This window comes from Devosia sp. UYZn731 (genome assembly GCF_040546795.1).
Taxonomy (GTDB): domain Bacteria; phylum Pseudomonadota; class Alphaproteobacteria; order Rhizobiales; family Devosiaceae; genus Devosia.
Window position 1 is genome coordinate 800,279 of the sequence record NZ_JBEPOL010000001.1, and the last position, 23,992, is coordinate 824,270.

Annotated in this window: 24 protein-coding genes; 22 read left to right on the plus strand and 2 right to left on the minus strand. The window is 63.4% G+C overall.

Annotated elements, in window-relative coordinates; genetic code table 11:
- Positions 1-154 precede the first annotated feature (154 nt).
- A complete protein-coding gene (locus ABIB57_RS03720; RefSeq protein WP_354038520.1) occupies positions 155-1,183 on the plus strand; it encodes a LacI family DNA-binding transcriptional regulator in 1,029 nt (342 codons plus the stop codon).
- Positions 1,184-1,332: 149 nt separating this feature from the next.
- On the opposite strand, the gene copM is transcribed toward ABIB57_RS03720, so the two are convergent.
- Positions 1,333-1,689 carry a CopM family metallochaperone gene (gene copM, locus ABIB57_RS03725; RefSeq protein WP_354038522.1) on the minus strand — a complete coding sequence of 119 codons (357 nt, stop codon included), beginning with the start codon at positions 1,687-1,689 and terminating at the stop codon, positions 1,333-1,335.
- 160 nt (positions 1,690-1,849) lie between these two features.
- Between copM and ABIB57_RS03730 the strand changes: the two genes are divergently transcribed.
- The 9 genes from ABIB57_RS03730 to cobM all read left to right on the plus strand — a co-directional run bounded on the left by ABIB57_RS03730 (position 1,850) and on the right by cobM (position 9,481).
- On the plus strand, positions 1,850-2,866 hold the full coding sequence (locus ABIB57_RS03730) for a cation diffusion facilitator family transporter (protein WP_354038524.1): 1,017 nt from the start codon (positions 1,850-1,852) through the stop codon (positions 2,864-2,866).
- Positions 2,867-2,896: 30 nt separating this feature from the next.
- A complete protein-coding gene (locus tag ABIB57_RS03735) occupies positions 2,897-3,253 on the plus strand; it encodes an ArsR/SmtB family transcription factor (protein ID WP_354038525.1) in 357 nt (118 codons plus the stop codon).
- A complete protein-coding gene (cobF, locus tag ABIB57_RS03740; RefSeq protein WP_354038527.1) occupies positions 3,250-3,999 on the plus strand; it encodes a precorrin-6A synthase (deacetylating) in 750 nt (249 codons plus the stop codon). The genes ABIB57_RS03735 and cobF overlap by 4 nt, the downstream gene beginning before the upstream one ends.
- A 66-nt stretch (positions 4,000-4,065) precedes the next feature.
- The gene (gene cobG / locus ABIB57_RS03745; protein WP_354038528.1) at positions 4,066-5,418 is read left to right on the plus strand and encodes a precorrin-3B synthase; all 1,353 of its coding nucleotides are present in this window, start codon (positions 4,066-4,068) and stop codon (positions 5,416-5,418) included.
- Positions 5,415-6,047, plus strand: coding sequence for a precorrin-8X methylmutase (locus ABIB57_RS03750; protein WP_354038530.1), 633 nt, complete (start codon positions 5,415-5,417; stop codon positions 6,045-6,047). The genes cobG and ABIB57_RS03750 overlap by 4 nt, the downstream gene beginning before the upstream one ends.
- Positions 6,044-6,766, plus strand: a complete 723-nt coding sequence (locus tag ABIB57_RS03755) for a precorrin-2 C(20)-methyltransferase (RefSeq protein WP_354038531.1) — start codon at positions 6,044-6,046, stop codon at positions 6,764-6,766. Before ABIB57_RS03750 ends, ABIB57_RS03755 begins: the two co-directional genes overlap by 4 nt.
- Complete coding sequence (locus ABIB57_RS03760) at positions 6,763-7,524, plus strand: precorrin-3B C(17)-methyltransferase (RefSeq protein WP_354038533.1); 762 nt, start codon at positions 6,763-6,765, stop codon at positions 7,522-7,524. The genes ABIB57_RS03755 and ABIB57_RS03760 overlap by 4 nt, the downstream gene beginning before the upstream one ends.
- Positions 7,521-8,726 (plus strand): precorrin-6y C5,15-methyltransferase (decarboxylating) subunit CbiE, encoded by a 1,206-nt coding sequence (cbiE, locus tag ABIB57_RS03765; RefSeq protein ID WP_354038535.1) that lies wholly within the window; start codon positions 7,521-7,523, stop codon positions 8,724-8,726. Before ABIB57_RS03760 ends, cbiE begins: the two co-directional genes overlap by 4 nt.
- On the plus strand, positions 8,723-9,481 hold the full coding sequence (cobM, locus tag ABIB57_RS03770) for a precorrin-4 C(11)-methyltransferase (protein ID WP_354038537.1): 759 nt from the start codon (positions 8,723-8,725) through the stop codon (positions 9,479-9,481). The genes cbiE and cobM overlap by 4 nt, the downstream gene beginning before the upstream one ends.
- 178 nt (positions 9,482-9,659) lie before the next feature.
- Here the strand turns inward: cobM and ABIB57_RS03775 are convergent, their stop codons facing one another.
- On the minus strand, positions 9,660-10,625 hold the full coding sequence (locus ABIB57_RS03775; protein ID WP_354038539.1) for a nucleoside hydrolase: 966 nt from the start codon (positions 10,623-10,625) through the stop codon (positions 9,660-9,662).
- A gap of 204 nt (positions 10,626-10,829) precedes the next feature.
- Here ABIB57_RS03775 and ABIB57_RS03780 point away from each other — a divergent pair, with 204 nt between their 5' ends.
- The 12 genes from ABIB57_RS03780 to ABIB57_RS03835 all read left to right on the plus strand — a co-directional run bounded on the left by ABIB57_RS03780 (position 10,830) and on the right by ABIB57_RS03835 (position 23,992).
- Positions 10,830-12,416 carry a tetratricopeptide repeat-containing diguanylate cyclase gene (locus ABIB57_RS03780; protein ID WP_354038540.1) on the plus strand — a complete coding sequence of 529 codons (1,587 nt, stop codon included), beginning with the start codon at positions 10,830-10,832 and terminating at the stop codon, positions 12,414-12,416.
- Between the two features lie 61 nt (positions 12,417-12,477).
- Positions 12,478-12,975: a GAF domain-containing protein gene (locus tag ABIB57_RS03785; protein ID WP_354038542.1), complete on the plus strand. Its 498-nt coding sequence runs from the start codon at positions 12,478-12,480 to the stop codon at positions 12,973-12,975.
- A gap of 140 nt (positions 12,976-13,115) precedes the next feature.
- On the plus strand, positions 13,116-14,045 hold the full coding sequence (locus ABIB57_RS03790; RefSeq protein ID WP_354038544.1) for an ABC transporter permease: 930 nt from the start codon (positions 13,116-13,118) through the stop codon (positions 14,043-14,045).
- Positions 14,042-15,223: an ABC transporter permease gene (locus ABIB57_RS03795; RefSeq protein ID WP_354038545.1), complete on the plus strand. Its 1,182-nt coding sequence runs from the start codon at positions 14,042-14,044 to the stop codon at positions 15,221-15,223. The genes ABIB57_RS03790 and ABIB57_RS03795 overlap by 4 nt, the downstream gene beginning before the upstream one ends.
- Positions 15,220-16,221 (plus strand): ABC transporter ATP-binding protein, encoded by a 1,002-nt coding sequence (locus ABIB57_RS03800; RefSeq protein ID WP_354038547.1) that lies wholly within the window; start codon positions 15,220-15,222, stop codon positions 16,219-16,221. Before ABIB57_RS03795 ends, ABIB57_RS03800 begins: the two co-directional genes overlap by 4 nt.
- A 175-nt stretch (positions 16,222-16,396) precedes the next feature.
- Positions 16,397-17,395 carry an ABC transporter ATP-binding protein gene (locus ABIB57_RS03805; RefSeq protein WP_354038759.1) on the plus strand — a complete coding sequence of 333 codons (999 nt, stop codon included), beginning with the start codon at positions 16,397-16,399 and terminating at the stop codon, positions 17,393-17,395.
- Positions 17,396-17,450: 55 nt separating this feature from the next.
- Positions 17,451-19,031 (plus strand): peptide ABC transporter substrate-binding protein, encoded by a 1,581-nt coding sequence (locus ABIB57_RS03810; protein ID WP_354038549.1) that lies wholly within the window; start codon positions 17,451-17,453, stop codon positions 19,029-19,031.
- A 62-nt stretch (positions 19,032-19,093) separates the two neighbouring features.
- On the plus strand, positions 19,094-20,062 hold the full coding sequence (locus ABIB57_RS03815) for an NAD-dependent epimerase/dehydratase family protein (RefSeq protein ID WP_354038550.1): 969 nt from the start codon (positions 19,094-19,096) through the stop codon (positions 20,060-20,062).
- 68 nt (positions 20,063-20,130) lie between these two features.
- Positions 20,131-20,730 carry a helix-turn-helix domain-containing protein gene (locus ABIB57_RS03820; RefSeq protein ID WP_354038552.1) on the plus strand — a complete coding sequence of 200 codons (600 nt, stop codon included), beginning with the start codon at positions 20,131-20,133 and terminating at the stop codon, positions 20,728-20,730.
- A complete protein-coding gene (locus tag ABIB57_RS03825; RefSeq protein ID WP_354038554.1) occupies positions 20,727-21,221 on the plus strand; it encodes a hypothetical protein in 495 nt (164 codons plus the stop codon). Before ABIB57_RS03820 ends, ABIB57_RS03825 begins: the two co-directional genes overlap by 4 nt.
- Positions 21,222-21,283: 62 nt before the next feature.
- Positions 21,284-22,894 carry an ABC transporter substrate-binding protein gene (locus tag ABIB57_RS03830; RefSeq protein WP_354038555.1) on the plus strand — a complete coding sequence of 537 codons (1,611 nt, stop codon included), beginning with the start codon at positions 21,284-21,286 and terminating at the stop codon, positions 22,892-22,894.
- Positions 22,895-22,957: 63 nt separating this feature from the next.
- The gene (locus ABIB57_RS03835; RefSeq protein WP_354038557.1) at positions 22,958-23,992 is read left to right on the plus strand and encodes an ABC transporter permease; all 1,035 of its coding nucleotides are present in this window, start codon (positions 22,958-22,960) and stop codon (positions 23,990-23,992) included.

A 23,992-nucleotide genomic window follows, 5' to 3' on the forward strand; every position in this document is an offset into this window, starting at 1 on the left:
AAAGGTTTTCATGAATCATGTAAAGGTTTACATAGAGGCAAATCTGTATAAGCCTCGCACAATTGATGTCGCGCGGTTTAAAGGGCCTGCTAAGAGGCTCGCGCCGCGATGGGTGCCCCAACCCGACACGAGACCGCGCGGGGTGGAGCGCAGCGTGCAGCACCAGAAACTGGCCACCATCGAGGATGTCGCGGCGCTGGCCGGCGTGTCGATCGCCACGGTCAGCCGGGCTATCAACGAGCCGACCAAGGTGGCCGACGCCACGCGCCGCAAGGTGACGGAGGCGGTCGCCAAGACCGGCTACACCACCAATGCCATGGCGCGCTCGCTGCGGATGCGGCGCAGCAAAATGATCCTGATTCTGGCGCCCGACGTGGGCGACCCAAACTTTTCCAATATTTTGGTCGGGCTGGAAACCGAGGCCAGCAAGCGCGGGTATGGGGTGCTGATCGGCAATACGCAAAACGATCCGACCCGCGAGACCGACTATCTGCGCTTCATCAGTTCCAACCAGGCCGACGGGTTGATCCTGTTCACCGGCCACTTGCCCTATGGCTTCGGCCAGGAGGGTGGCGAAGCGCGGCTGCCGGCGATGGTGGCGGTCAACGAGCCGGTGGCCAATGCGGACGTGCCGTTCGTTGGGGTGGACAATTTCGAGGGCTCGCGGGTGGCCACCGAGCATCTGATTTCACAGGGGCACCGCCGCATCGCCTTTATCGGGCACTCGACCAGCAAGGCGGTCAACATGTTGCGCGAAAAGGGGTATCGCGCGGCGCTGCAGGCAGCCAGGATCGAGGTCGATCCACGCATGATCCTGGATGGGGACGGCACGACGGAAAGCGGGCGTGCGGCGGCCGAGCATATGTTCGTGCGCGACGTGCTGCCGAGCGCGTTCCTCTGCGTCAACGACGCGACGGCGCTTGGGGTGATCATTTCGCTCAACACGCGCAAGTATGACCTGCCGCGTGATTTTTCGATCATGGGCTTCGACGATATTTCCTTCGCCAGCTTTGTGACGCCCGCGCTGACGACGATGAAGCAGCCGCGACTGAAAATTGGCGAGAAGGCGATGGACTTGCTGCTGGCGCTGCTGGAAGGCAAGCCACCGAAGGAACCGGAAGTGCTGCTTCGCGCCGAGTTGATTGTGCGGAACTCCGTTAGCCGGCCGGGGTATGAGCGGTAGCTGGACTTCGCTTTCCATACCCCACGGCGTCATTCCCGCGCAGGCGGAACCCATTCTCGGCTGATCGGGAGAGAATGGGTTCCCGCGTTCGCGGGAATGACGCCGGGGGCGTGTGAGTGGGAGAGCTTGGTCCTTGGGAAGGCGGCTTCTTATTTCGCTGGATGTTTCGTCAGCCAGTCCTGCATCCAGGCGATTTCGCTTTCCTGGGCAGTGATGATCTCCTGCGCCAGTTTCTTGATCTCGGGGTCGGCGCCGTGCTCCAGCACGATCTTGGCCATGGCGATAGCGCCCTGATGATGGGGAATCATGCCGCGGACGAAATCGATATCGGCGTCGCCCGAATAGTCGATCTCCATAGCGGAATGCATATCCATGTTGGCGGCCTTGTAGGCCGTGGTCGCGGCACTATCGGTGGCCATGGCGCCATGATCCATCTTCATCTCCTGCGCCGCGGCGGGCAGAACGAGGGCCAGGATGAGAGCGGATGCGAGCAGCAGGGGTTTCATGGGCGTTCTCCTTTTAGGATGGTGCGGCGGTTGTGCGGTGTTGACCCGTGGGAAGGTCAAGCCCGCCGGAGCGCCAGAGTTTTTCGCCGCAGAACAGTGCGTGGGTTGAACAAATCATATGAACGTGTATTCATATGTCACGAAGCAAAACGGATCGACCATGACCGCTCACGACCACAGCACCCACGACCATGACCATTCTGGGCACGACCATGGGGGGGATGATCACGCTGGCCATGATCATGGCCATGAGGGGCATAGCCACGCGCCTGCCGTCAGCAACACCAACGAAAAGGTGGTGCTGGCCGGGCTGGTGCTGACGGCGGGGTTCATGGTGGTGGAAATCATCGGCGGTGCCATGTCGGGCTCGCTGGCGCTGATTGCCGATGCCGGGCACATGCTGACCGATGCCGCGGCGCTGGCGCTGGCCTGGACCGGGTTTCGGCTCGGGCGTCGCGCCTCGGATGGCAAGCGGACGTTTGGCTATCTGCGGTTCGAAGTGGTGGCGGGGTTTGTCAACGCGCTGGCGCTGCTTGGATTGACGGTGTGGATTGTCTACGAGGCGGCGATGCGGCTGCTGTCGGGCGAGGGTCATATCCTGGCCGGCCCCATGCTGGCGGTCGCGGTTGCGGGGCTCGTCGTCAACGGATTGGTGTTTTTTATCCTGACGCGCGGCGACAAGGAGCACATCAATATCAAGGGCGCCATGCTGCATGTGGTGGGCGACTTGCTGGGCTCGGTGGCAGCCATCGGCGCGGCGATCGTGATCTGGTTGACCGGCTGGACGCCGATCGATCCGATCCTGTCGGTGCTGCTGTCGGCGCTGATCCTGCGCAGCGGCTGGGCGTTGCTGAAGAGTTCGCTCAATATCCTGATGGAGGGTGTGCCGGGCAATGTCGTGGTCGATGAGGTGCGCGGCGCGCTGTCCTCGGTCGAGGGCGTCAAGGCGATTTCGCACATGCATATCTGGTCGATCACCTCGGGCAAGCCGGCGGCCACGCTGGAACTGTCGCTCGCCGACGGCGCCGACGCGGCGGCGACGACCGAGCGGGTCAAGGCGGTGCTGGCGGAGCGCTACGCCATCGGGCATGCCACGGTGGAAATCGACTGGCGCGGTTCGGTTGGCACCTGCCCCCTGCCCCAGGCGGTGCCGCAGGTTCACGCGCATTCGCATTGACATAATGGGACAGAATTGTTAGTTAAGACTATGCTTAACCAACAGTCGCATCCGAATCTCGACCTCATGTTCCAGGCTCTGGCCGATCCGACGCGACGGGGCATGGTGGAGCGTCTCAGCCAGGGTCCCGTGTCGGTCAGCGAATTGGCCAGGCCGTTCGCGATGAGCTTGCCGGCGGTGGTGCAGCATTTGCAGATGCTGGAGGCCAGCGGGCTGGTCAGTTCGGAAAAGGTCGGGCGGGTGCGCACGGTGCGCATCGAGGCGGAGGCGTTGAGCCAGGCCGAGCAGTGGATCAACGAGCGCCGCACCAATTGGGTCAAGCGGCTGGACCGGCTGGGCGATTTCCTCGCCGCCACCGCCGACGAAGAGCCCGAAAGCAAGCTGTGAAGACCATTCTGCTCGTGGGCGTCGGCACCGGCAATCCGGAGCATGTCACCATCCAGGCCATCAATGCACTTAACCGTGCCGACGTGTTGCTGATCCCCGACAAGGGCGAGAGCAAGAGCGAGCTGGCGCAGTTGCGCCGCGATATCGTGGGGCGGTATGTCACCAATCCGGCGAGCCGATCGGTGGAATTTGCGCCCCCCGTGCGCGATGCGGGTACGCCCGATTACGCCGAACGGGTGGCGGATTGGCATGGGGAGCTGGCACGGCAGTTCGGGCAGTTGCTGGATCAGCACGTTGGCGATGGCGGGATTGCGGCGTTTCTGGTGTGGGGCGATCCGGGGCTTTATGACAGCACGATCCGGATTTTCGATCGGCTGCAGGCCGATGCGCCGGATGCCTATGGTCTCGAAATTATTCCGGGCATCAGCAGCATCCAGGCGCTGACGGCCGCGCATGGGATTGCGCTGAACCGGATTGGCGAGCCGGTGCATATCACCACCGGGAGGCGGCTGGCGCAGGGCGACCGGCACGGAGATACGCTAGTGATGCTCGATGGGCAGACGGCGTTTGCTGGCGTCGATACCGATTTGGATATCTTCTGGGGTGCGTATTTGGGAACGGCCGATGAGCTGCTGATCAGCGGCCGGCTGCGCGATGTCGCGGAGCGCATTGTCGAGACGCGGCGGTTGGCGCGTGAGCGGCATGGCTGGATTATGGATACGTATCTGCTGCGGGAGCGGGAGTAACGCGCGACTTTGTGGCGACCGTAGGATCGTATAAAGATTGAACCCCAATCTGCCGGACCTCCCCCTTTGACTCAGCTTAACCTTGCAGCATCGGCGTCGATCCCTGCCCACGACCAGCGTCGCGGCTTTTGCCCGACCTTGCGCGAGCCGATGCAGACTGGGGATGGGTTATTGGCGCGGTTGCGGCCGGTGGGCGGGGTGATGTCGCCGGGCCAGTTGCGGGCCGTAGCGGCTTTGGCCGAACGCTTCGGCAATGGGCAGATTGAAGTGACCGCACGCGGCAATATGCAGGTCCGGGGGGTGACGGCCGAAGTCGTAGCGGAGTTCGCGCGGGGTATCGAGGCGGTCGTCGCGATTGAAAGCGGGTTGGTGATCGAGACATCGCCGCTGGCGGGGCTTGATGGGCATGAAATTGCCGATCCACGGCTGCTGGCGGAGGCGATCCGGCTTGCGGTTGCCAATGGCGCGCTGGAAGCGGCGCTGGGGCCGAAAGTGACAGTGGTGGTTGATGGTGGCGGTCGCGTCGGGCGCGAAGCGCTGTCGGCTGATGTTCGGCTGACGGCGGTAGGTTCTGCGGATGCGCCGATGTGGGCGCTTGAGGTGGGCGGGAGCGGAATCGGGCTGCTTCGGGCTGAAGATGCTGCCGGTGCGGTTTGGGCGGCACTCAGTTTGATCGCCAGGCTCGGGCCGCGTGGGCGAGGACGCGATCTGGATGGGAGGGCCATGCAACAGGCCCTCGCGCCGATCCTCGTTGCCGAGGCGCCGCAACATCCCCTTGCCCGGCCGATGCAGGATCGGATCGAGCTGGTCGATGGGCGCGTTGGCGCGGCTGTGGGCCTGGCATTTGGCGCGGCAAATGCGGCGGCGTTGACGGCATTGGCGAATGCAGCGGAGGCGGTCGGCATAGCGGAGTTTCATCTGGCGCCGCAGCATCGGGTGATAGCGATCTGCGCGGCGGAGGCGGATGCGGCGCGCTTTGCGCAGGCGGCCGGGGCGCTGGGGTTCATCACTGCCTCGGCCGATCCGCGCCGTACGGTGAGCGCCTGCATTGGCAGCGAGGGCTGTGCGTCAGGCACGATCGCGGCGCGGCGCGTGGCGGAAACGCTGGCGCGGGCCGAGCCGCATTTCTTTGACGGCTCGTTTGCGCTGCATGTGTCGGGGTGTGGCAAGGGCTGTGCGCATCCGGGTCCGTCGCTGCTGACGCTGGTGGGCAGTGAGGACGGGGTAGATCTGGTCGTGGATGGCAACGCCAAAGGCGCGCCGGCGTTGCGCATGGCGAGCGACGCCGTGCCGCTTGCCATGGAGCGGCTGGCAACGCTGTGGCGCGACGAACGAAAGCTGGGAGAATCCGTCGCTTCGTGCTTCAAGCGGCTCGGCGCGGCCTCGATCGCCGCGACGGTTCGGCAAGGACGGCAATGACAGACTACGACTACATCAAGGATGGTGACGCGATCTATCGGGCGTCGTTCGCAATCATCCGGGCGGAGGCCGATTTTTCGGGCTTTTCGTCGGAGGAGACCGATATCGCCGTGCGCATGGTGCACGCCGCCGGATTGGTGGAGGCGGCGCGGCAGTTCGTGTTCGGAGCCGGATTTGTGGCGGCGGCGCGGGCAGCAATGCAGGGTGGCGCACCCATCCTGTGCGACGCCGAAATGGTGGCGCGGGGCGTGACCGCAGCACGTTTGCCGGCGAATAACGAAGTCATCTGCACGCTGCGCGATCCGCGTACGCCGGGTATGGCGGCGGAGATCGGCAATACCCGCTCGGCCGCCGCGTTGCGGCTGTGGGTTGAGCGCATGGAGGGTTCGGTGGTGGCCATCGGCAATGCACCGACGGCGCTGTTTCATCTGCTGGAGCTGCTGCGCGATGGCGCGCCCAAGCCAGCGGCGATTTTGGGAATGCCGGTGGGGTTTGTGGGCGCGGCCGAGTCCAAGGATGCGCTGGCGGATAATTCCTATGGCGTGCCGTTCGCCATCGTGCGCGGGAGGTTGGGGGGCAGCGCCATCACCGCGGCGGCGCTCAATGCACTGGCGAGGCCGGGACTATGAGCGGAAAGTTGATCGGGGTCGGCACCGGGCCGGGCGATCCGGAATTGCTGACGCTCAAGGCGGTGCGGGCCATCGAGCACGCCGATGTGGTGGCGTATTTCGCCAAACGCGGCAATGCCAGCAATGCGCGGGCCATCGTTGCCGACCTGCTTAAGGGGCAGATCGAGGAGCCCCTGCATTATCCGGTGACGACGGAGGTTGCGCGGAATCATGCCGATTATGGCGCGGCCATCGATGGATTTTACGCCGAGGCGGCGGAGCGGGTGGCGGGGCATCTGAGCGCCGGGCGCACGGTGGCGGTGTTGAGCGAGGGCGATCCGCTGTTTTATGGCTCCTATATGCATCTGCATGTGCGGCTGGCGAGGCGGTTCGAGACGGAGGTTATTCCGGGCATCACCGCCATGTCGGGATGCTGGTCGCAGGCGGGGATGCCGCTGGTGCAGGGCGACGATATTTTGAGCGTGCTGCCGGGCACGTTGGGCGAGGCCGAACTGACGCGGCGGCTGGGCGATACCGGCGGGGCGGTAATCATGAAGGTGGGGCGGAACTTGCCGAAGATACGCCGTGCCATCGCGGAGGCCGGCAAGCTGGATAGCGCGATTTACGTCGAGCGCGGCACGATGGCGAATGGGCATTCGATGCGGCTCGCTGACAAGCCGGATGATGAGGCGCCCTATTTTGCGCTGATCCTGTTGCCCGGTTGGGCGGCGCGGCCATGAATGGGAAGTTGGTTATCGTTGGGCTCGGGCCGGGCAACCCGGAGCAGATCACGCCGCAGGCCAGCGCGGCCGTCGCGGCCGCCGAAGTGTTTTTCGGCTACGGGCCCTATCTCGACCGGCTGGCGCTGCGGCCCGACCAGAAACGCGTTGCTTCGGATAATCGCGAGGAGCTGAGCCGCGCCAAGGCAGCGCTGCATGCGGCGGCGGGCGGAGCGCATGTTTGTGTGGTTTCGGGGGGAGATCCGGGGGTTTTCGCCATGGCGGCGGCGGTGTGTGAGGCCATCGAGGAGGATGTGGAATCCTGGCGTGAAATCGACCTTGAAGTGGTGCCTGGCGTGACCGCAATGCTGGCAGTGGCGGCGAGAGCGGGGGCGCCGCTGGGGCATGATTTCTGCGCGATTTCGCTGTCCGATAACCTCAAGCCGTGGGCGGTGATCGAGCAGCGGCTACGCGCGGTGGCGACGGCCGGGCTCGTGATCGCGCTTTATAATCCAATCAGCCGTGCGCGGCCGTGGCAGCTCGGCTCGGCCTTCGCCATTCTGCGCGAAGTGCTGCCCTGGACCACGCCGGTTATTTTTGGGCGGGCGGCGGGGCGGCCGGACGAAGCGATTGCGGTGACCACGCTGGCAGATGCCGACGCGGCGCGCGCCGACATGGCGACATGCGTCATCATCGGCTCGCCCGAGACCCGCCTCATCGAGCGGCCGGGGCGGCAACCGCTGGTGTATTCACCGCGTTCGAGCGGAGCGACACCGTGAGATGGCTGGCCATTGTGGGGATTGGCGAGGACGGGATTGCGGGGCTCGGCGAAGCTGCCTGTAAGCGCATTGCCGACGCCGATATCGTTTTTGGCGGGGCACGGCATCTGGAATTGGCGGGCGCCATCATCACCGGGGAGAGGCGGTCGTGGGACAGCCCATTCATCCGCTCGATCGAGGCGGTGCTGGCGGAACGCGGGCGTAGGGTCTGCGTGCTGGCTTCGGGCGATCCGTTTCACTACGGCGTTGGGGCGACGCTGTCGCGCCATGTCGAGGCAGGCGAAATGGAGGTGTTTCCGCATCCATCCTCATTCAGCCTTGCAGCCGGGCGCATGGGTTGGCCGTTGCAGGATGTCATTTGCCTGTCGCTGCATGGGCGCGCGCTCGACCTGATCCGGCCGCATCTACACCCTGGCGCGCGGATACTGGCGCTGACGTCGGATGAAGCGGGGCCGGCAATGCTGGCGCAATTGCTTGATGGGGCCGGGTTTGGCGGTTCGACGGTCACCGTGCTGGAGGCGCTGGGCGGGCCGGAGGAGACAGTGCGGATGGCAACGGCCGCGCGGTTTGGCCTGCTCCACATCAACCCGCTGAATATCTGCGCAATCGAGGTTGCCGCTGCATCGGGCGCGCGAATTTTGCCGCTTACAATCGGGCGGGACGATGCGCTGTTCGAGCACGACGGGCAGATCACCAAGCGTGAGGTGCGGGCGCTGACCTTGTCGGCGCTGGCACCGCGACGGGGCGAATTGTTGTGGGATATCGGCGCGGGTTCGGGTTCGATCGGTATTGAGTGGATGCTGGCCGATCCGAGTTTGCGCGCCGTCGCTATCGAGGCCGATGGCGAGCGGGTGGCCAGGATCGGGCGCAATGCGGTGATGTTCGGCGTGCCGGATTTGCTTGTGGTTCATGGCGCGGCTCCGGAGGCGCTTGCCGACCTGCCGCAGCCGGCGGCCATTTTTGTTGGCGGCGGCGGCACGGAGCCGGGGGTGGTTGAGGCGGCTATTGCGGCCCTGCCCTGTGGCGGGCGGCTGGTGGCCAATGCGGTGACCACACAAATGGAGGCGCTGCTGCTAGCCCGGCATGCCGAACTCGGTGGGCAACTGACGCGCATCGCCATCGACCGCGCGGCGCCGATTGGCGGCATGACGGGGTGGCGGCCGGCGATGCCGATTACGCAGTGGAGCTGGATCAAGCCATGACGGTGCATTTCATCGGCGCTGGGCCCGGCGCGGCGGATCTGATTACCGTGCGCGGGCGGGACCTGCTGGCGCGGTGTCCGGTGTGTCTCTATGCCGGCTCGATCGTGCCCAAAGAATTGCTGGCCTATTGTCCGTCCGACGCGCGAATCGTGGATACGGCGCCGCTGTCGCTGGATGATATCGAGGCGGAATATGCGGCGGCAGAGGCGGCTGGGCAGGATGTGGCGCGGTTGCATTCGGGCGATCTGTCGGTGTGGAGCGCGGTGGCCGAGCAGATCAGGCGGCTTGAGCGGCTGGGGATTGGCTATACGCTGACACCGGGTGTGCCGGCTTTTGCGGCGGCAGCGGCGGCACTGGGGCGGGAGCTGACCATTCCGGGCGTGGCACAAAGCCTGGTGCTGACGCGGGTTTCCGGGCGGGCTTCGCCGATGCCGGCAGATGAAACACTGGCGAGGTTTGGGGCGACCGGGGCGACGCTGGCGATCCATCTGGCGATCCATGCGCTGGATCGGGTAGTGGCGGAATTGACGCCGCTTTATGGGGCCGACTGCCCGGTGGCGATAGTCGCCCGGGCATCGTGGCCGGACGAGCGCGTGGTGCGGGGGACGCTGGGGGACATCGAGGCAAAGGTTGCCGCGGACCCGATCGAGCGGACGGCGATCATCTTTGTCGGCCCGGGTCTCTCGTCCGAGGATTTTCGCGAGAGTGCGTTATACGATCCGGATTATCAGCGCCGGTTTAGGGGGCGGGATTAGGATCAGGCGCGATCTGTCCCTTCCCCTTGAGGGGAGGGTTAGGGTGAGGGTGTCGAGGGTCGAGCACACTCATCGCCATCAGATTGCTGAGCCGCCGACACCCCCACCCTCAATCCCTCCCCTCAAGGGGGAGGGAGGCGGTTGCGTGGTTGTCCGCGGTATTGAGCGATAGCGGGCTCTAAGCCGCGTCCACAATGGCCTTCATGTAGAGATCGAGAATGGCGGGCGTGTCGCAGTCGATGCAGACATCATGCGATGGCAGGCCGCTCCACGGGCTGGGCGGGAACTTGCGGATATCGGGCTGCTGGATGGTCTGGCCCTCGGCAAGCCCTTCGGTGACCACACGGATCGGGCCGGAGCGGGTGGTGAACAGCTCGGGCGCGATGACGTACGCGACGGCCAGCGAGTCATGACCGAAGACGCCATCGACGCCAGTCACGTCGTTGTAGAACTTGGCGTAGAGCCGGGTCATGTCCCAGATCAACTGGCCATTGGCGCCGGCGCCATCGCGCAATTGAGCCAGATAGGCATTGGTCATCAGGGCTTCCTGGGTGACGTCGAGGCCGATGACGACGACCTTCCAGTTGGCGGCGAAGACTTCGTCGGCGGCGAGTGGATCGCCGTGGATGTTGGCTTCGGCAACGGGGGTGACATTGCCGCTATGGCCCTTGAAGCCGAAAGCGCCGCCCATGATGACGACGGATTTGACCAGTGGGGCGAAATCGGGATCGAGCCGCAGCGCCAGCGCCAGGTTGGTCATGCGGCCGACGGCGATGATGGTCACTTCGCCCGGATTGGCGCGCACCGTTTCGATGAGGAAATGGGCGGCGTCCAGCGCGTGCAGGCCCGAATTGTCGACTTCGGGCAGCGGGATATCGCCGAGGCCGTTGGCGCCATGCACCATTTCGGGCACGTCGGCGATAACGCCGTTGAGCGGGGCCGCTGCGCCGCGGGCGACGGGCGCGGTTATGTCGAAGTGCTGTCGCAGGAACAGGGCGTTGCGGGTGGTGGTCTCGATCGAGGCATTGCCGAGCACGGTGGTGATCCCCAGCAGGTCCAGCGCCGGCGAGGATTTGAGGAACAGCAGCGCCATTGCGTCATCGATGCCGGGATCGGTATCGAAAATAACCTTGGTGGGGGACACGGGGCTCGGCTCCTGGTTCTGATGGGTGCGCGTGCCTATCAGGCATGGCGGCCAACTGCAAACCGCGCCGCGCGCTGCCCCTACAAAATTGCTTGTGGGTGCTGCTCCAAGGCCACTCAGGCGTGATCAGAAACCAGCCATGCATTAGGAACTAGTCGATAGAATCGATCTAGACTTGTCCTCACACTGACCAGAGTATCGCCCTTGCCCATCGCCTCCGCCCCGCATCACGATGGACTCGTCCTGGCCCGGCATTTGCTGGCCAAAGGGCAGTGCGTGGAGGCGCTGGCCGCCACCAAACAAGTTTTTGCGCAAGCCGAAAACCGCCGTGACAAGGCGCTGATGTCACGCGCGCTGGTGCAACTCGCCTGGTGTTGCATGAGGCTTGGCGATCCCGAAACCGGGCTGGATTGCCTGATCGGTTCCAGGCGGCTGGATCAGCGCGGCGACGATGGCGACGAGCAAGCGCGGACCCATGCGATCGAGGCCTTTCTGCTGCTGGATTTGGGCTTGAGCGACGAGGCCTTCGCGGCCGCCGAACTGGCTGTCACCAGTGCCGAAGCGGCTGGCGAGGATACCGCCACGGCGTTTGCCTATAACGTCAAGGGCGTGATCCTCGCCTTGTGCCGACAGCCGGAACTTGGCGCCAAGCTGCTGGAGCGCGCCGTGGCGCTGACGCAGGGTGCCAATGAGGAAACCGACCGCGCCTTTCATCTGCTCAATCTGGGTTTTTGCCAGATTCAACTCGTCGACGATGCCGAGATGAGCGAGCGAGCGTCAGAGGGCCGTCATTGGCTGGACCTGGCGATTGAAACCAATGACGCCGCCATCGCTGCCGCCCGGCTGTGTGGCGATGCCTGGACATTACGCACTGCGCTGGCCAACGGGGCCGAATACCAGGCCCGGAGCGGCAATCTGGACCAGGCCATGGCGTATCTCGATGCTTGGGCGGCGTTGCCGGGCGATCCGGGCGCTGGCTTGCGCATCCACTATCTTTATACGCTGGGCGACGTGCAATTGCGGGTCGGCAGGCTGGAAGACGCGCGAAATACCTGTGCCGAAGCGCTGGCCCAGGCCGAAATGGGCAACCAGGTCGACCATCAGCTCAACGCCGTCCAGCGACTTTGCGACGTGCACGAGGCATTGGGGCAATTCGAGACGGCGCTGGGGCTGCACCGGCGCTTTCATGCCCTCTACGTGCGGCAATCGGGGGAAACCACGCGGCGCCGCGCCAAGATTGCCGAAATCCAGCTCGAGAGCGAACACTTGCGGGCGCGGGCCCAGGAACTGAGCATGCAGGTCATGCTCGACCCGCTGACCGGCATCGCCAATCGGCGGTGTTTCGATCAAATCCTGAGCCGGCTGGATGGCACTCCCTATGCGGTGGGCATGCTGGACCTGGACCATTTCAAGTCGGTCAATGACCGCTTCTCGCATCAGGTCGGCGATACCGTGCTGCGTCGGGTGGCGCGAATCATGGTGGAGCAGATCGGCGTGCATGGTCACGCGGTCCGTCTGGGTGGCGAGGAATTCGCGCTGATATTTCCTGGCGCAGTCACCGCCAACGCCTCAGTGTTTTGCGACACGATCCGAATGGCCATTGCCGATACGGATTGGTCCGACATCGCCGCCGACCTCAGGGTCACCGCCAGCATCGGCCTGGCTGCCGGAACCGGCGGCGAGGCCGACGACCTGATTGCCGCAGCCGACCGGCGCCTCTATGCCGCCAAGACGCAGGGTCGCGACCGCCTGGTGGCGTTCGACGCAGACGCCTTCGTCATGGCAGGTTGAGCGATTGCGCCAGTTGCCATAGGTATATCGCCTGTCGAATCGAACCGTCGAGACATCGCTTATGACCACTGCTTCCGTGCTGCGTACCTTTGAGCAAACCCTGGCGCGCTACACTGATCCGATTGAGGTTGGCGCGGCGCTGCATCGGTTGGCCGAGGCGGTGATCGGGGTCAAGGTGTTCACGCTCACGGCGATCAATATGGAAGCGGGCCACGTGCGGCGGGTCTATTCCAGCCATGAGGATGTCTATCCCCTGCTCGGCACCAAGCCGCTGGAGATCGACGACTGGTTCGAGCGGATGCGGACGGAACGGGCGATCGACGTGATCAATACCGCCGCTGGGATGGAAGGCAACTTCGGCGATCTCGACCTTATCCGCACGCTGGGCTGCAACGCCTCGATCAGCGTGCCAGCAATGGCGGGCAATGAGCTCCTCGGGACCATCAATGCGCTCGACGCCGAAGGACGCTATACGGCGGACAAGGCCGAGGCGGCACAGGCGCTGATCGTGCCAGCCGTTGTCACGTTTCTGATTCTGCGCAGGCATTTTACGCTTTAGGCACACTAAAATTTTGTGCCGGGTCTATTGAACCGCGGCCCCTAAGGTGCTGGTATGGCGGCATGATTAGCCCGCTATCCCCTGCCCGACCATTGCTGCCCGACGCGATTGCCCAATGGGCAGTCGGGCAGGCGCACTAGATGGCAACTTATGTCATCCAGCGGCTGGGGCTGATGCTGCTGACCCTGTTCGCCATCGTCACGCTAACGTTTTTCCTGATGCATGCCGTGCCGGGCGGGCCGTTCGTGTCCGAGCGCATGCTGGCGCCGGAAATCGAGGCCTCGCTCAATGCCAAGTTCGGGCTGAGCGATCCGATCTGGCTGCAATATCTGCATTACCTGCGCGGCATTGCGATGTTTGATCTGGGGCCGTCGTTCAAATATCCCGGCGTGTCGGTCAACCAGATGATTGCAGATGGGCTGCCGGTGACGCTGCGGTTGGGCCTGCTGGCGGTGATCTGCGTGGTGGCCTTGGGCGTGCCGATGGGGATTGTGGCAGCGCTGAACCGCAATAAATGGCCGGACACCGGCGTCATGCTGCTGGCCACGATGGGTGTCGCTATTCCGTCTTACGTCATCGCCACGGTGCTGCTTTACGTGTTCGCGTTCAAGCTCGGCTGGGTACCGACTTTCGGGCTGGACGATTGGCGCGGCTATATACTGCCGGTGCTGGCGCTGGCGGGGTTCTGGATTTCCTTCGTCGCGCGGCTATCGCGGTCGAGCCTGCTCGAAACCTTCGAGCAGGACTACATGACCACGGCGCGCGCCAAGGGGCTGCGGCCCGGCCAGGTGCTGTTCAAGCACGGCTTGCGCAATTCACTGATCCCGGTGGTGACGGTGTTGGGGCCGGTGGTAGCAAATCTCGTCACCGGCTCGTTCGTGATCGAGCAGATTTTCGCCCTGCCCGGCATCGGACGGCATTTTGTGCTGTCGATCACCAATCGCGATTATACGGCGATCATGGGCATCACCATTTTTTATGCGGCGCTACTGATGGTGATGATCCTGATCGTGGACCTGCTGTATCTGTGGCTCGATCCGCGCATCAAACTCTCAAGGCAATCGGCATGAGCGAGGACACGATCGCCCCGGCCATGTGGGAGAAGCTGGATCGCTCGGCGTCGGAGACCGAGCTAATCGCCACGCCGAGCCTGACCTATTGGCAGGATGTGCGGAAGCGGTTGTGGGCGAATAAACCGGCAGTGGTCAGCATCGGGTTTATCGTGCTGTTGATCCTGGCCGCGATCTTCGGGCCGATCTTCAGCCCGTTTTCCTATTCCGACCAGAACCTGAAGCTGGCGAACTTGCCGCCGGTGTTCGAGCCGTATCGGGTTACCGATAGCAGCGGCGCGTCGACCCGGTTTTTCCTCAATGCGTCCAATTTCAACCTCTACCAAGTGTCCGAAGGCGGCCAGGTGGAGGGGATCATCCGCGGCGAGCGCAAGGACATGCTCAAGAAGCAGCAGGCGTTCAAATTCGGGGATCAGGCGATCACGCTGGACTATTCCAGCCTGCCGGCCAAGCTGCTGAACGCCGACGGAAGCGTGTTGCTTCCGCAAGGGCTGCAGTGGAACATGACCTATCTGTTCGGCACCGACCAGCTTGGGCGCGACGTACTGGTGCGGCAGATGATCGGGGCGCGGATTTCGCTGACCGTGGCGTTCGTGGCGACGCTGGTGAACTTTTTCATCGGCATCTTCTATGGCGGCATTGCGGGCTATATCGGCGGCAAGACCGACGCGGTGATGATGCGTATCGTCGAGATCATCTCGACCATTCCGCTGACGCTGTATGTGATCCTGTTGATGGTAGTGCTCGATAGCGGGCTGATTTCCATTGTTGTGGCCATCGGCTCGGTGTTTTGGGTGGATATGGCGCGGATGGTTCGCGGGCAGATATTGATGCTCAAGAGCCAGGATTATGTGGCGGCGGCGCGGACCATGGGCGCGGGGACCGGACGGATTTTGACCAAGCATCTGTTGCCCAACTCGGTGGGGCCGATCCTCGTCACGCTGACCATGCTGATCCCGAGCGCGATTTTCATCGAGAGCTTCATGAGTTTTATCGGGCTGGGCGTGACGCCGCCGCTGGCGAGTTGGGGGACGCTAACCTCCGAAGCCGTGGAGACGCTACGGGCCTATCCGCATCAATTGTTCTTTCCGGCGGCGGCAATCAGCCTGACCATGTTTGCGTTCAATTTCCTGGGTGATGGGCTGCGCGATGCGCTCGATCCGAGGCTGCGCAAATGAGTGGTCCGATCCTGTCGGTAAGAGACTTGCGCACCAGCTTCTTTTCGCAGCGCGGCGAGGTGCAGGCGGTGCGCGGGGTCAGCTTCGATGTGGCGGCTGGCGAAATGCTGGGCATTGTGGGGGAAAGCGGCTCGGGCAAGTCGATCACCTGCATGTCGATCTTGCGGCTGCTCAAGGCCAATGGGCGGATCAAGGGGGGCGAGGCACTGTTCGACGGGCGCGACCTGTTCAAGCTTGATGAAGACGCGATGCGCGACCTGCGCGGCAACGACATCGCCGTGATCTTCCAGGACCCGATGACGAGCCTGAACCCGACGTTGACGGTGGGCGAGCAGGTCATCGAGACTGTCCTGCGGCACCGCAGGGTGACGCGGGCGCAGGCGCGGCAGCGGGCGATCGAGCTGTTCGAGCTGGTGCGCATTCCTTCTGCGGCGCAGCGGCTCAAGTCGTATCCGCATGAGTTTTCCGGCGGCATGCGGCAGCGGGTGATGATCGCCATGGCGCTGAGCTGCGATCCGAAACTGCTGATCGCCGACGAGCCGACGACGGCGCTGGACGTGACGATCCAGCGGCAGATTCTGATGCTGCTGAAGGAATTGCAGACCCGGCTGGGCATGGCGGTGATTTTGATAACGCATGATCTAGGAGTGATCGCCGAAGTCACCGACCGCATCGTGGTAATGTATGGCGGCATGGTGATGGAACAGGGCAATGTACGCGACCTGTTCGCCCGTCCGCGCCACCCCTATACGCAAGGGCTGCTCGCGGCAGTGCCGGATTTGCGGGATGACACGCATCATCGGCTGACGCCGATCCCGGGGTCGCCGCCGGATATGGCGCATCCGCCGGAGGGGTGTCCGTTCGCGCCAAGGTGTCCGCATGCGATGCGGCAGTGCGTCGCGGTGACGCCGCCGCTGTTCGACGGGGCACGGTGCTGGTTGCAGCATCCCGAAGCGCCGCGCGTGGTTGGGGTGAATGCTGGCGGGGTGGCGGCGTGAGAACTGATGTTGCAACAGGCGCAGTCTGCCCCCTCCCCCTTGAGGGGAGGGCTGGGGTGGGGGTGTCGTGTTCGCCTCTAGCACCGGTTCCTTGGACAGGCCGACACCCCCACCCTAACCCTCCCCTCAAGGGGCAGGGGATTGGATCGCATATGGGGAGGCGTTTGTGAGCAATATTGGCGCGCCCCTCGTTGCCCTGCGCAACCTCAAGAAGCATTTCCACCTCGGCGGCAACCTGCTCGGGCGCAACCGCGCCGTCCTGCGTGCCGTGGACGGCGTCGATCTGGATATCCGCCGCGGCGAAACCTTGGGCCTCGTCGGTGAAAGCGGCTGCGGCAAGTCGACCTTGGCGCGGACGCTGATCCGGCTTTATCGGCCAACGGCTGGGGAAATGGTGTTTGACGGGACCGATATCGCGCCGCTGAGTGAGCGGGCGCTAGCACCGTTTCGCAGCCGGATGCAGATGATTTTTCAGGACCCGTATGCGTCGCTCAATGGGCGGATGACGGTGCGTGACCTGATTGCGGAGCCGCTGGAAATCGCGCGGATCGGCACGCCGCAAAGCCGGACCGAACGGGTGTTCGAACTGCTCCGGCGGGTTGGGCTCAATCCCGATCATGCAACGCGGTTTGCTCATGAATTCTCCGGCGGCCAGCGCCAGCGTATCGGCATTGCGCGCGCCATCGCCCTCAATCCGGACCTGGTGATCTGCGACGAGCCGATTTCGGCGCTGGATGTGTCGATCCAGGCGCAGGTGGTCAACATGCTGGAGGATTTGCAGGACGAACTGGGGCTCACCTACCTGTTCATCACCCATGACCTGTCGATGGTGCGGCATATCTCGGACCGCATCGGGGTGATGTATCTGGGCAAGATCGTCGAACTGGCGAGCAATCACGATCTTTATGCGCGGCCCAGCCATCCCTATACGCGGGCGCTACTGGCCTCCATTCCGGTGCCCGATCCGACAGTGCGCAGCGCGGCGGAGCCGATGCTCGGGGAAATCCCCAGCCCGATCGATATTCCCTCGGGATGCCGGTTTCGCACGCGCTGCCCGCTGGCGACCGAACTCTGCGCGGCGCAGGAGCCACCTTTACGCGATATCGGCGGGGGGCACCTCGCCGCCTGCCACTATGCCGGTGACACGGCCATGCAAACGGGACAGGCTGCGTGATCGCAGCCCGCCATCAACCAGGCCGGATCGAACCGGCCAACAACAGGAGAGACGCATGCACAAGCTGATACTGCCATTGGTGACAGCCGCCTTGCTGGCCAGCACCGCCTGGGCGATGGCCGCGGGCGAATTGACCTATGTGGTCAACAATGAGAGCGCCAAATACGATCCAGGCACCACCGCCGAGACCTTTGCGGCGCCGATCATCGGCAACACGTTCGAAGGTCTGGTGCGCTTCGACAAGGCGGGCGAGATTGTCCCGGCTTTGGCCGAAAAATGGGAAGTGTCCGAGGACGGGCTGACCTATACGTTCCACCTGCGCGACGCCAAGTGGAGCGACGGCAAGCCGGTGGTTGCCGGCGATTTCGTCTACGCCTGGACCCGCGTGCTCGATCCAGCGACCGGGGCGATGAATTCGGCCATGCTCTACCCCATCGTGGGTGCTGAGGAGCATTACAATGCCGCCGGCAAGGGCGACATCTCGGTCTCCGCCCCTGATGACAAGACGCTGACCTTCACGCTCAAAGCCCGCGTCCCCTACATGATGCAGCTTTTGACTTACACGACGTTCTTCCCGGTGCGCGAAGATGTGGTCACGGCCGATCCAGAAGGATGGACGCGCAATCCGGCGACCTTTATCGGCACCGGACCATTTCGTGTCACCCAGTTCAATGCTGGCGAGTCGGTGGTGTTCGAGAAGAACCCGAACTATTACGACGCCGCGGCAGTGAGCCTCGACAAGCTCACGTTCCGGCTGATCCCCGATCCCGCAACGGCTCTGGCCGCCATGGAAGCGGGCGATGTCGATGGCATCGAGGCGGTGCCTGCCCCGGAAATTCCCCGCCTGTCGGTCGAGAGCGACGCCTTCATGGTCGTGCCGGCGCTCGGCACCACTTATGCGTTCTTCAACCCGGCGCAGAAGCCGCTTGATGATGTGCGCGTCCGCAAGGCGCTGTCGATGGCGATCGACCGCGAGGAAATCGTCGAGTTCGTGCTGCAATCGGCCGATATCCCGGCCATGGGCGTCGTGCCGCCGGGCATGATCGTGGACGGTCAGGAATTCACCGAGGGTCGCGATACCTTTGGCCTGGCGCCCACTGCCGAGGTCGATGGTGCCAAAGCACTGCTCGCAGAGGCCGGCTATCCGGATGGCAAGGGGTTCCCCGACACGGTGTTCGTCACCTATTCGTCCCCGCCGATCGAGAAGCTGCTCGAAGCCATTCAGCAGATGTGGAAGAAGAACCTCAACATCGACGTGAAAATCCAGGCCAGCGAGTGGCAGGTGTTTTACCCCGAAGTGCAGAAGGTGCAGTACCAGATTGCGCAGATGGGCTGGGGCGCCGACTATCCGCACCCGATGACCTTCCTCGACAATTTCGTCACCGGCAGCCCGAACAATCTCGCCGGCTGGTCCAACGCCGAATATGACGCCGACGTCGCCGCAGCCAAGGCCACGGGCGATGAAGCCGAGTCGCTCAAGGACATGCGCGCCGCCGAGGCGATCGTGATGAACGAGCACATCATCCTGCCCGAGTATCATCGCAACAACTACATGATGATGAGCCCCAAGGTGACCGGCTTCTGGCGTTCGACGCTCAACGTGCCCTATTTCCGCGACGCGAAGATCGCCGAATAAACGCCTGAAATGTTGGTGCCGTCGCGGGGAACTGCGGCGGCACTTTATCGAGGAGTGACATCTTGACGGTTGCGATTATTGGCGGCACCGGCTTTCTCGGCACGGCGGTGGCAAAGCGTCTCCTGGCCCATGGGCAGGACGTGCTGGTGATCGCGCGGGGCAACGAGCCGGTCGCACTGCCCCCCGAAGTGCGCTTCGCGGCAGCCGACCGGATGGATTCGGCAGCCATTGCCCCCCTGCTCAAGGCCCATCACGTCACCGCCGTCATCGATATTTTCACGCTCAGCCTGCGCAATACCCAACCGGTACTGGACGCGGTCGGCACCGTCGGTGGCCGCTACGTTATGGTCAGTTCGACTGACGTTTATTCCAATTATGCCGGGCTGCTGAAAAAGGAAAATCCGGCGGTCCGGCTGGAGCCAGCAACCGAAGACTCTCCGCTGCGCCAAATCCGATTTCCCTATCGCGGCAATCCCCGCCGGCCCACGGGCGTGGATGACGCCCTGTTCGACGAATATGACAAGATCCCCATCGAAGATGCAGCTCGTGCAGATCCACGTTTCGAGACCACGATCCTGCGCCTGCCGATGATTTTTGGCCCCGAGGACAAGCAGCACCGCTTCGCCTGGGCAATCAAGAACGCGGCGGCGGGCGAGCCGTTCGCCATCGACGCGCGGGCGGCTCGGGCGCTCAATTCCTATGGCTATATCGATGATATGGCCGAGGCGCTGGCGCTGGGAGCGCTTCATCCCGCGGCGGCCGGACGGACGTATAATGCCGCCCAGGCCCATCTGCGCACGGTGCGGCAATGGGCGCAGACCATCCTGGATGTCATGGGGGTTGAGGCCGAGATCTCCGAGGTTTCGCCGGATGCCAAGGGCATCATGTTCGACCGCGCGGAAGCGTCCGACATGGATTATCCGTTGACCCTGGACAGCACCCGCATCCGGGCCGAGCTTGGCTATGCCGAAACGATCAGCGAGCGCGCGGCGCTGGAGCGCACCATTGCGTGGGAGCTATCGCAAAACTGACTCACGGGCGTTGACAAAGTCTCGCCATAATTTAGTCTGGCTAAAATCTTTGTTGCCTGGGGTGTGTATTGTCGGAGTTGATTGCCGAGCGTGGGGCGAAAGCCGAGTCTGCCGTCGATATGACGCTCGGCCAGCGGCTGCGAGCCCGCCGCAAGGCCATCGGCAAGACCCTGCAGCAGGTGGCCACGGAATCGTCCCTGACCGTGGGTTTTATCTCCCAGATCGAGCGCGGCATTTCCACCCCCTCGCTGGCCTCGCTGTACAATGTCGCCAAGGCGCTCGAAACCAGCGTCGATCACTTCGTCTCCAAAGCCCCGGCGCGCAGCCATAGCGTTGTCAGCCATTCGGGCCAGCGCCAGATCTACAGGGTCGGCGGCACGGCGCGGTTCTATGAATTTCTCGAGCGCGGCTTTCCTGAGGCCAAGCTGAATGCTTGCTTGTCGCATTGTCCGCCCGGTCATCTGACCGAAATGATGAGCCACGAGGGCGAGGAGATCGTCTATCTTGTCTCTGGCTCGATGCGTTACGAGGTCGATGGCCAAACCTATCTGCTTGGCCCCGGCGATACGCTGCATTTCGACTCGCACAAGCCGCATCGCGGTGCGAATATCGGGACCGAGACCGCGGTCGAACTGTGGGTTGGCACGATGAGGCTGTTTCCGGAATGACCGTGCTCAATCCAGCTATTGCGGCGAAATTGTCCGAAGCGCTGGCTGCCGGACCGCAGGCACTGTTCGTCGTGCTGTCCGAGCTGCTTACGATCATCCCGGGCATCCGCACCGCGACCTTTATCGCCACGGCGCCGGACCATTCGGTGACCCACCGCATCGGCACCTCCAATCCAGTTGATTTCCCGGTCGGCAATGTCGATCCGATCGACGACGGTGCCTGGAACCGGCGCATCTTCGGCGACCGGCAGCCCGTCATCGGCAACGATGTGCCCGGCATGGCGGCGTTCATTCCCGAAACCGACCAGTTGGTCGCCATGGGTTACGGGGCGACATCGTGCTTTCCCGTCATCATCGCCGGCGAGGTGCGCGGCGTGGTGGCGCTGCTGGGCGACGCGGGCATTTTCACCCCGGCGATCCTTGCCGAAATCAATACTCTTCTGCCCATTGCCGCGCTCATCTTCACCTTTGAGGGGATCAGCGAGCGATGATGTACGCGCCTGCAACCGGCCGCTCGCGCCGGACCGACAATCCTACAACCAGGGAGACTGCCATGCGCCTGTTCAAGACGCTCGCGGCTGTCGCCTTCGGAGCGGTGCTGACCGTTTCCGGAGCAATAGCCGAGACGCCCAAGAATACCCTCGTGATCGCGGACGCGATCGACGATATCATCACCCTCGATCCGGGTGAAGTCAGCGAAGTTGGCGGCGTGCTTGCCAGCCAGCAGATCTACCAGCCGCTGGTCAGTTTCGACCCCGCCGATGCGACCAAGATTTTCGGCGTGCTCGCTGAAAGCTGGACCGTTTCGGAAGACGGCAAGACCTTTACCTTCAAGATGAACCCGGCCGCCAAGTTTGCCTCGGGCAATCCGGTGACGGCGCACGACGCCGAATATTCGCTGCAGCGCGTTATCCTGATCGATAGCCGTATTTCCTTCATCCTGACGCAGTTCGGCCTGACCAAGGACAACGTCGCCGAGAATATCAAGGCGACCGATGACCAGACGCTGGTGCTCAAGGTCGACCAGAAATATTCCCCGAGCTTCGTGCTTTACGTGCTGTCGTCCTATACCGGCGGCATCGTCGACTCCGTGCTGGTCAAGCAGCATGAGGGCGTACTGGCCGCTGGCGGCAACGACTATGGCAATGCCTGGCTCAAGAGCGAGCATTCGGCCGGCTCGGGCCCCTATGAGCTGACCAAGTGGGATCCGAAGGTTTCGATCCTGTTGTCGCGCAACAAGAACTATTGGGGTGCTGCGCCCGGCGTCGAGCGCATCTTCCTGCAGCATATGCCGGAAAGCGCGACACAGCGCCTGGCGCTGGAAAAGGGCGATATCGACATCGCCAACAAGCTGGGTCCCGACGATATCGGCGCCGTTTCGGCCAATCCGGATGTGTCGATCATGGAAGGCAATTCCTCGACCATCTATTATTTCGGCCTGAACGTGCGGAATCCCGCGCTCAGCAATCCCAAGGTCGTGGAAGCAATGAAGTACCTGGTGGATTACCAGGGCATTGCCGACAGCATCGGCCGCGGCACGGTCAAGGTGCACCAGACCATGATCCCTGATGGGTTCCTGGGCGGCAACATCAACTACAACCCCTATTCGCTCAACGTCGAGAAGGCCAAGGCCCTGATCGCCGAGAGCGGCGTCGCGCTGCCGATCAAGCTGGCCACCGTGGTGTGGAATACCTCGCCCTATACCGAATATGCCCAGGCCGTTCAGGCGACCATGGCGCAGGCCGGAATCGAACTGGACCTGCAGGTTGTCGATGGCGGCCAGTGGCTGGATCGCTATCGCAGCCATGACCTGGATATCTGGTTCGGTCTGTGGGGTCCGGATTATCCCGATCCGCATTCCAATGCCAAGGCGTTCACGGTCAACGACAAGGCCAATCCCGATGGCCAGCACGGCAACCTCGCCGACCGCTTCGGCTGGGATTCGGGTCCGTTGTCGGACGAAGTCCTCGCCGCCGTGCAGGAGCAGGACGTCGAAAAGCGCAAGGCCATGTACGACACTATCCAGCGCGCGCATACTGACAGTTCGCCGTTCGTCTACATGTTCCAGGACAGCCGCAAGGTTGCCATGCGCTCCAACGTCAAGGGCGTCGTGCTCGGCATCACCTTCTCGGACGACCGCTATGGCGCGGTGACCAAGGAATAATCTGCACTATTCGCCGGGGGCGTTCGCGTCCCCGGTTCCTCTTTGAATGATCGGCCAGACCGCTTGAACAAACCTCTTCCCCGATCGCTCCGCATAATCTACGGCATTGCCTCATGGCTGCTCACCGTGGCCATCACGCTGCTGGGGCTGGCGGCGCTGACGTTTTTTATCGGGCGCGTGCTGCCGATCGACCCGGTGCTCAAGATCGTTGGCGAAAAGGCGTCGCCCGAGGTTTATCAGCGCGTATTTCTTGAACTGGGGCTCGACAAACCCCTCTGGCAGCAGTTCTGGGAATACATCACCAAAATCCTGCGCGGCGATTTCGGCACGTCGTTCTCGACAACGCGGCCGGTACTCACCGACCTGCTCAACTTCTTCCCCGCGACGCTGGAGCTGTCGACGTTGGGGCTGCTGCTAGGCGTGGTGCTTGGCGTGCCCATGGGTGTCGCCTCGGCCTATTGGCATGAGAAATGGCCGGATCATCTGATCCGCATCGTTGGGCTGATCGGCTATTCGGTGCCGATCTTCTGGCTCGGGCTGGTGGGGCTATTCGTGTTCTATTATCGGCTCGGCTGGGTCTCGGGTCCGGGCCAGCTCGATGTGTTTTTCGTCGGCGTGGTGGATCGCTGGACCGGCTCGATCCTGATCGACAGCGCGCTGCAGGGCCAGTGGGAAATCTTCTTCAACGCTATCAGCCACATGACGCTGCCGACCATCCTGCTCGGCTACTACAGTCTGGCCTATATTTCGCGCATGACCCGCTCGGTGATGCTCGACCAGTTGACGCGCGAATATGTGCTGACGGCGCGCCTCAAGGGCGCCAGCGAATTCCGCGTGGTCATGGGCCATGCCCTGCGCAACGCGGCCATTCCGCTGGTCACCGTTATCGCGCTGAGCTATGGCGGCTTGCTCGAAGGCTCGGTGCTGATCGAGACGATCTTCTCATGGCCTGGCATCGGCAATTACATCTACTCGTCGCTGTTCGCGGCCGACATGAATGCGGTGCTCGGCGGCACGCTACTGGTCGGCGTGGTCTTCGTGTTCCTCAACATGCTGTCGGACGTGCTCTACCGCACGCTCGATCCGCGTTCGCGATAG

Coding starts and splice junctions, on each gene's coding strand:
- ABIB57_RS03730 (WP_354038524.1), top strand. CDS start 1,850: ATGACCGCTCACGACCACAGCACCCACGACCATGACCATTCTGGGCAC.
- copM (WP_354038522.1), bottom strand. CDS start 1,689: ATGAAACCCCTGCTGCTCGCATCCGCTCTCATCCTGGCCCTCGTTCTG.
- ABIB57_RS03830 (WP_354038555.1), top strand. CDS start 21,284: ATGCGCCTGTTCAAGACGCTCGCGGCTGTCGCCTTCGGAGCGGTGCTG.
- ABIB57_RS03810 (WP_354038549.1), top strand. CDS start 17,451: ATGCACAAGCTGATACTGCCATTGGTGACAGCCGCCTTGCTGGCCAGC.
- ABIB57_RS03785 (WP_354038542.1), top strand. CDS start 12,478: ATGACCACTGCTTCCGTGCTGCGTACCTTTGAGCAAACCCTGGCGCGC.
- cobM (WP_354038537.1), top strand. CDS start 8,723: ATGACGGTGCATTTCATCGGCGCTGGGCCCGGCGCGGCGGATCTGATT.
- ABIB57_RS03735 (WP_354038525.1), top strand. CDS start 2,897: ATGCTTAACCAACAGTCGCATCCGAATCTCGACCTCATGTTCCAGGCT.
- ABIB57_RS03755 (WP_354038531.1), top strand. CDS start 6,044: ATGAGCGGAAAGTTGATCGGGGTCGGCACCGGGCCGGGCGATCCGGAA.
- ABIB57_RS03800 (WP_354038547.1), top strand. CDS start 15,220: ATGAGTGGTCCGATCCTGTCGGTAAGAGACTTGCGCACCAGCTTCTTT.
- ABIB57_RS03760 (WP_354038533.1), top strand. CDS start 6,763: ATGAATGGGAAGTTGGTTATCGTTGGGCTCGGGCCGGGCAACCCGGAG.
- ABIB57_RS03750 (WP_354038530.1), top strand. CDS start 5,415: ATGACAGACTACGACTACATCAAGGATGGTGACGCGATCTATCGGGCG.
- ABIB57_RS03795 (WP_354038545.1), top strand. CDS start 14,042: ATGAGCGAGGACACGATCGCCCCGGCCATGTGGGAGAAGCTGGATCGC.
- ABIB57_RS03790 (WP_354038544.1), top strand. CDS start 13,116: ATGGCAACTTATGTCATCCAGCGGCTGGGGCTGATGCTGCTGACCCTG.
- ABIB57_RS03825 (WP_354038554.1), top strand. CDS start 20,727: ATGACCGTGCTCAATCCAGCTATTGCGGCGAAATTGTCCGAAGCGCTG.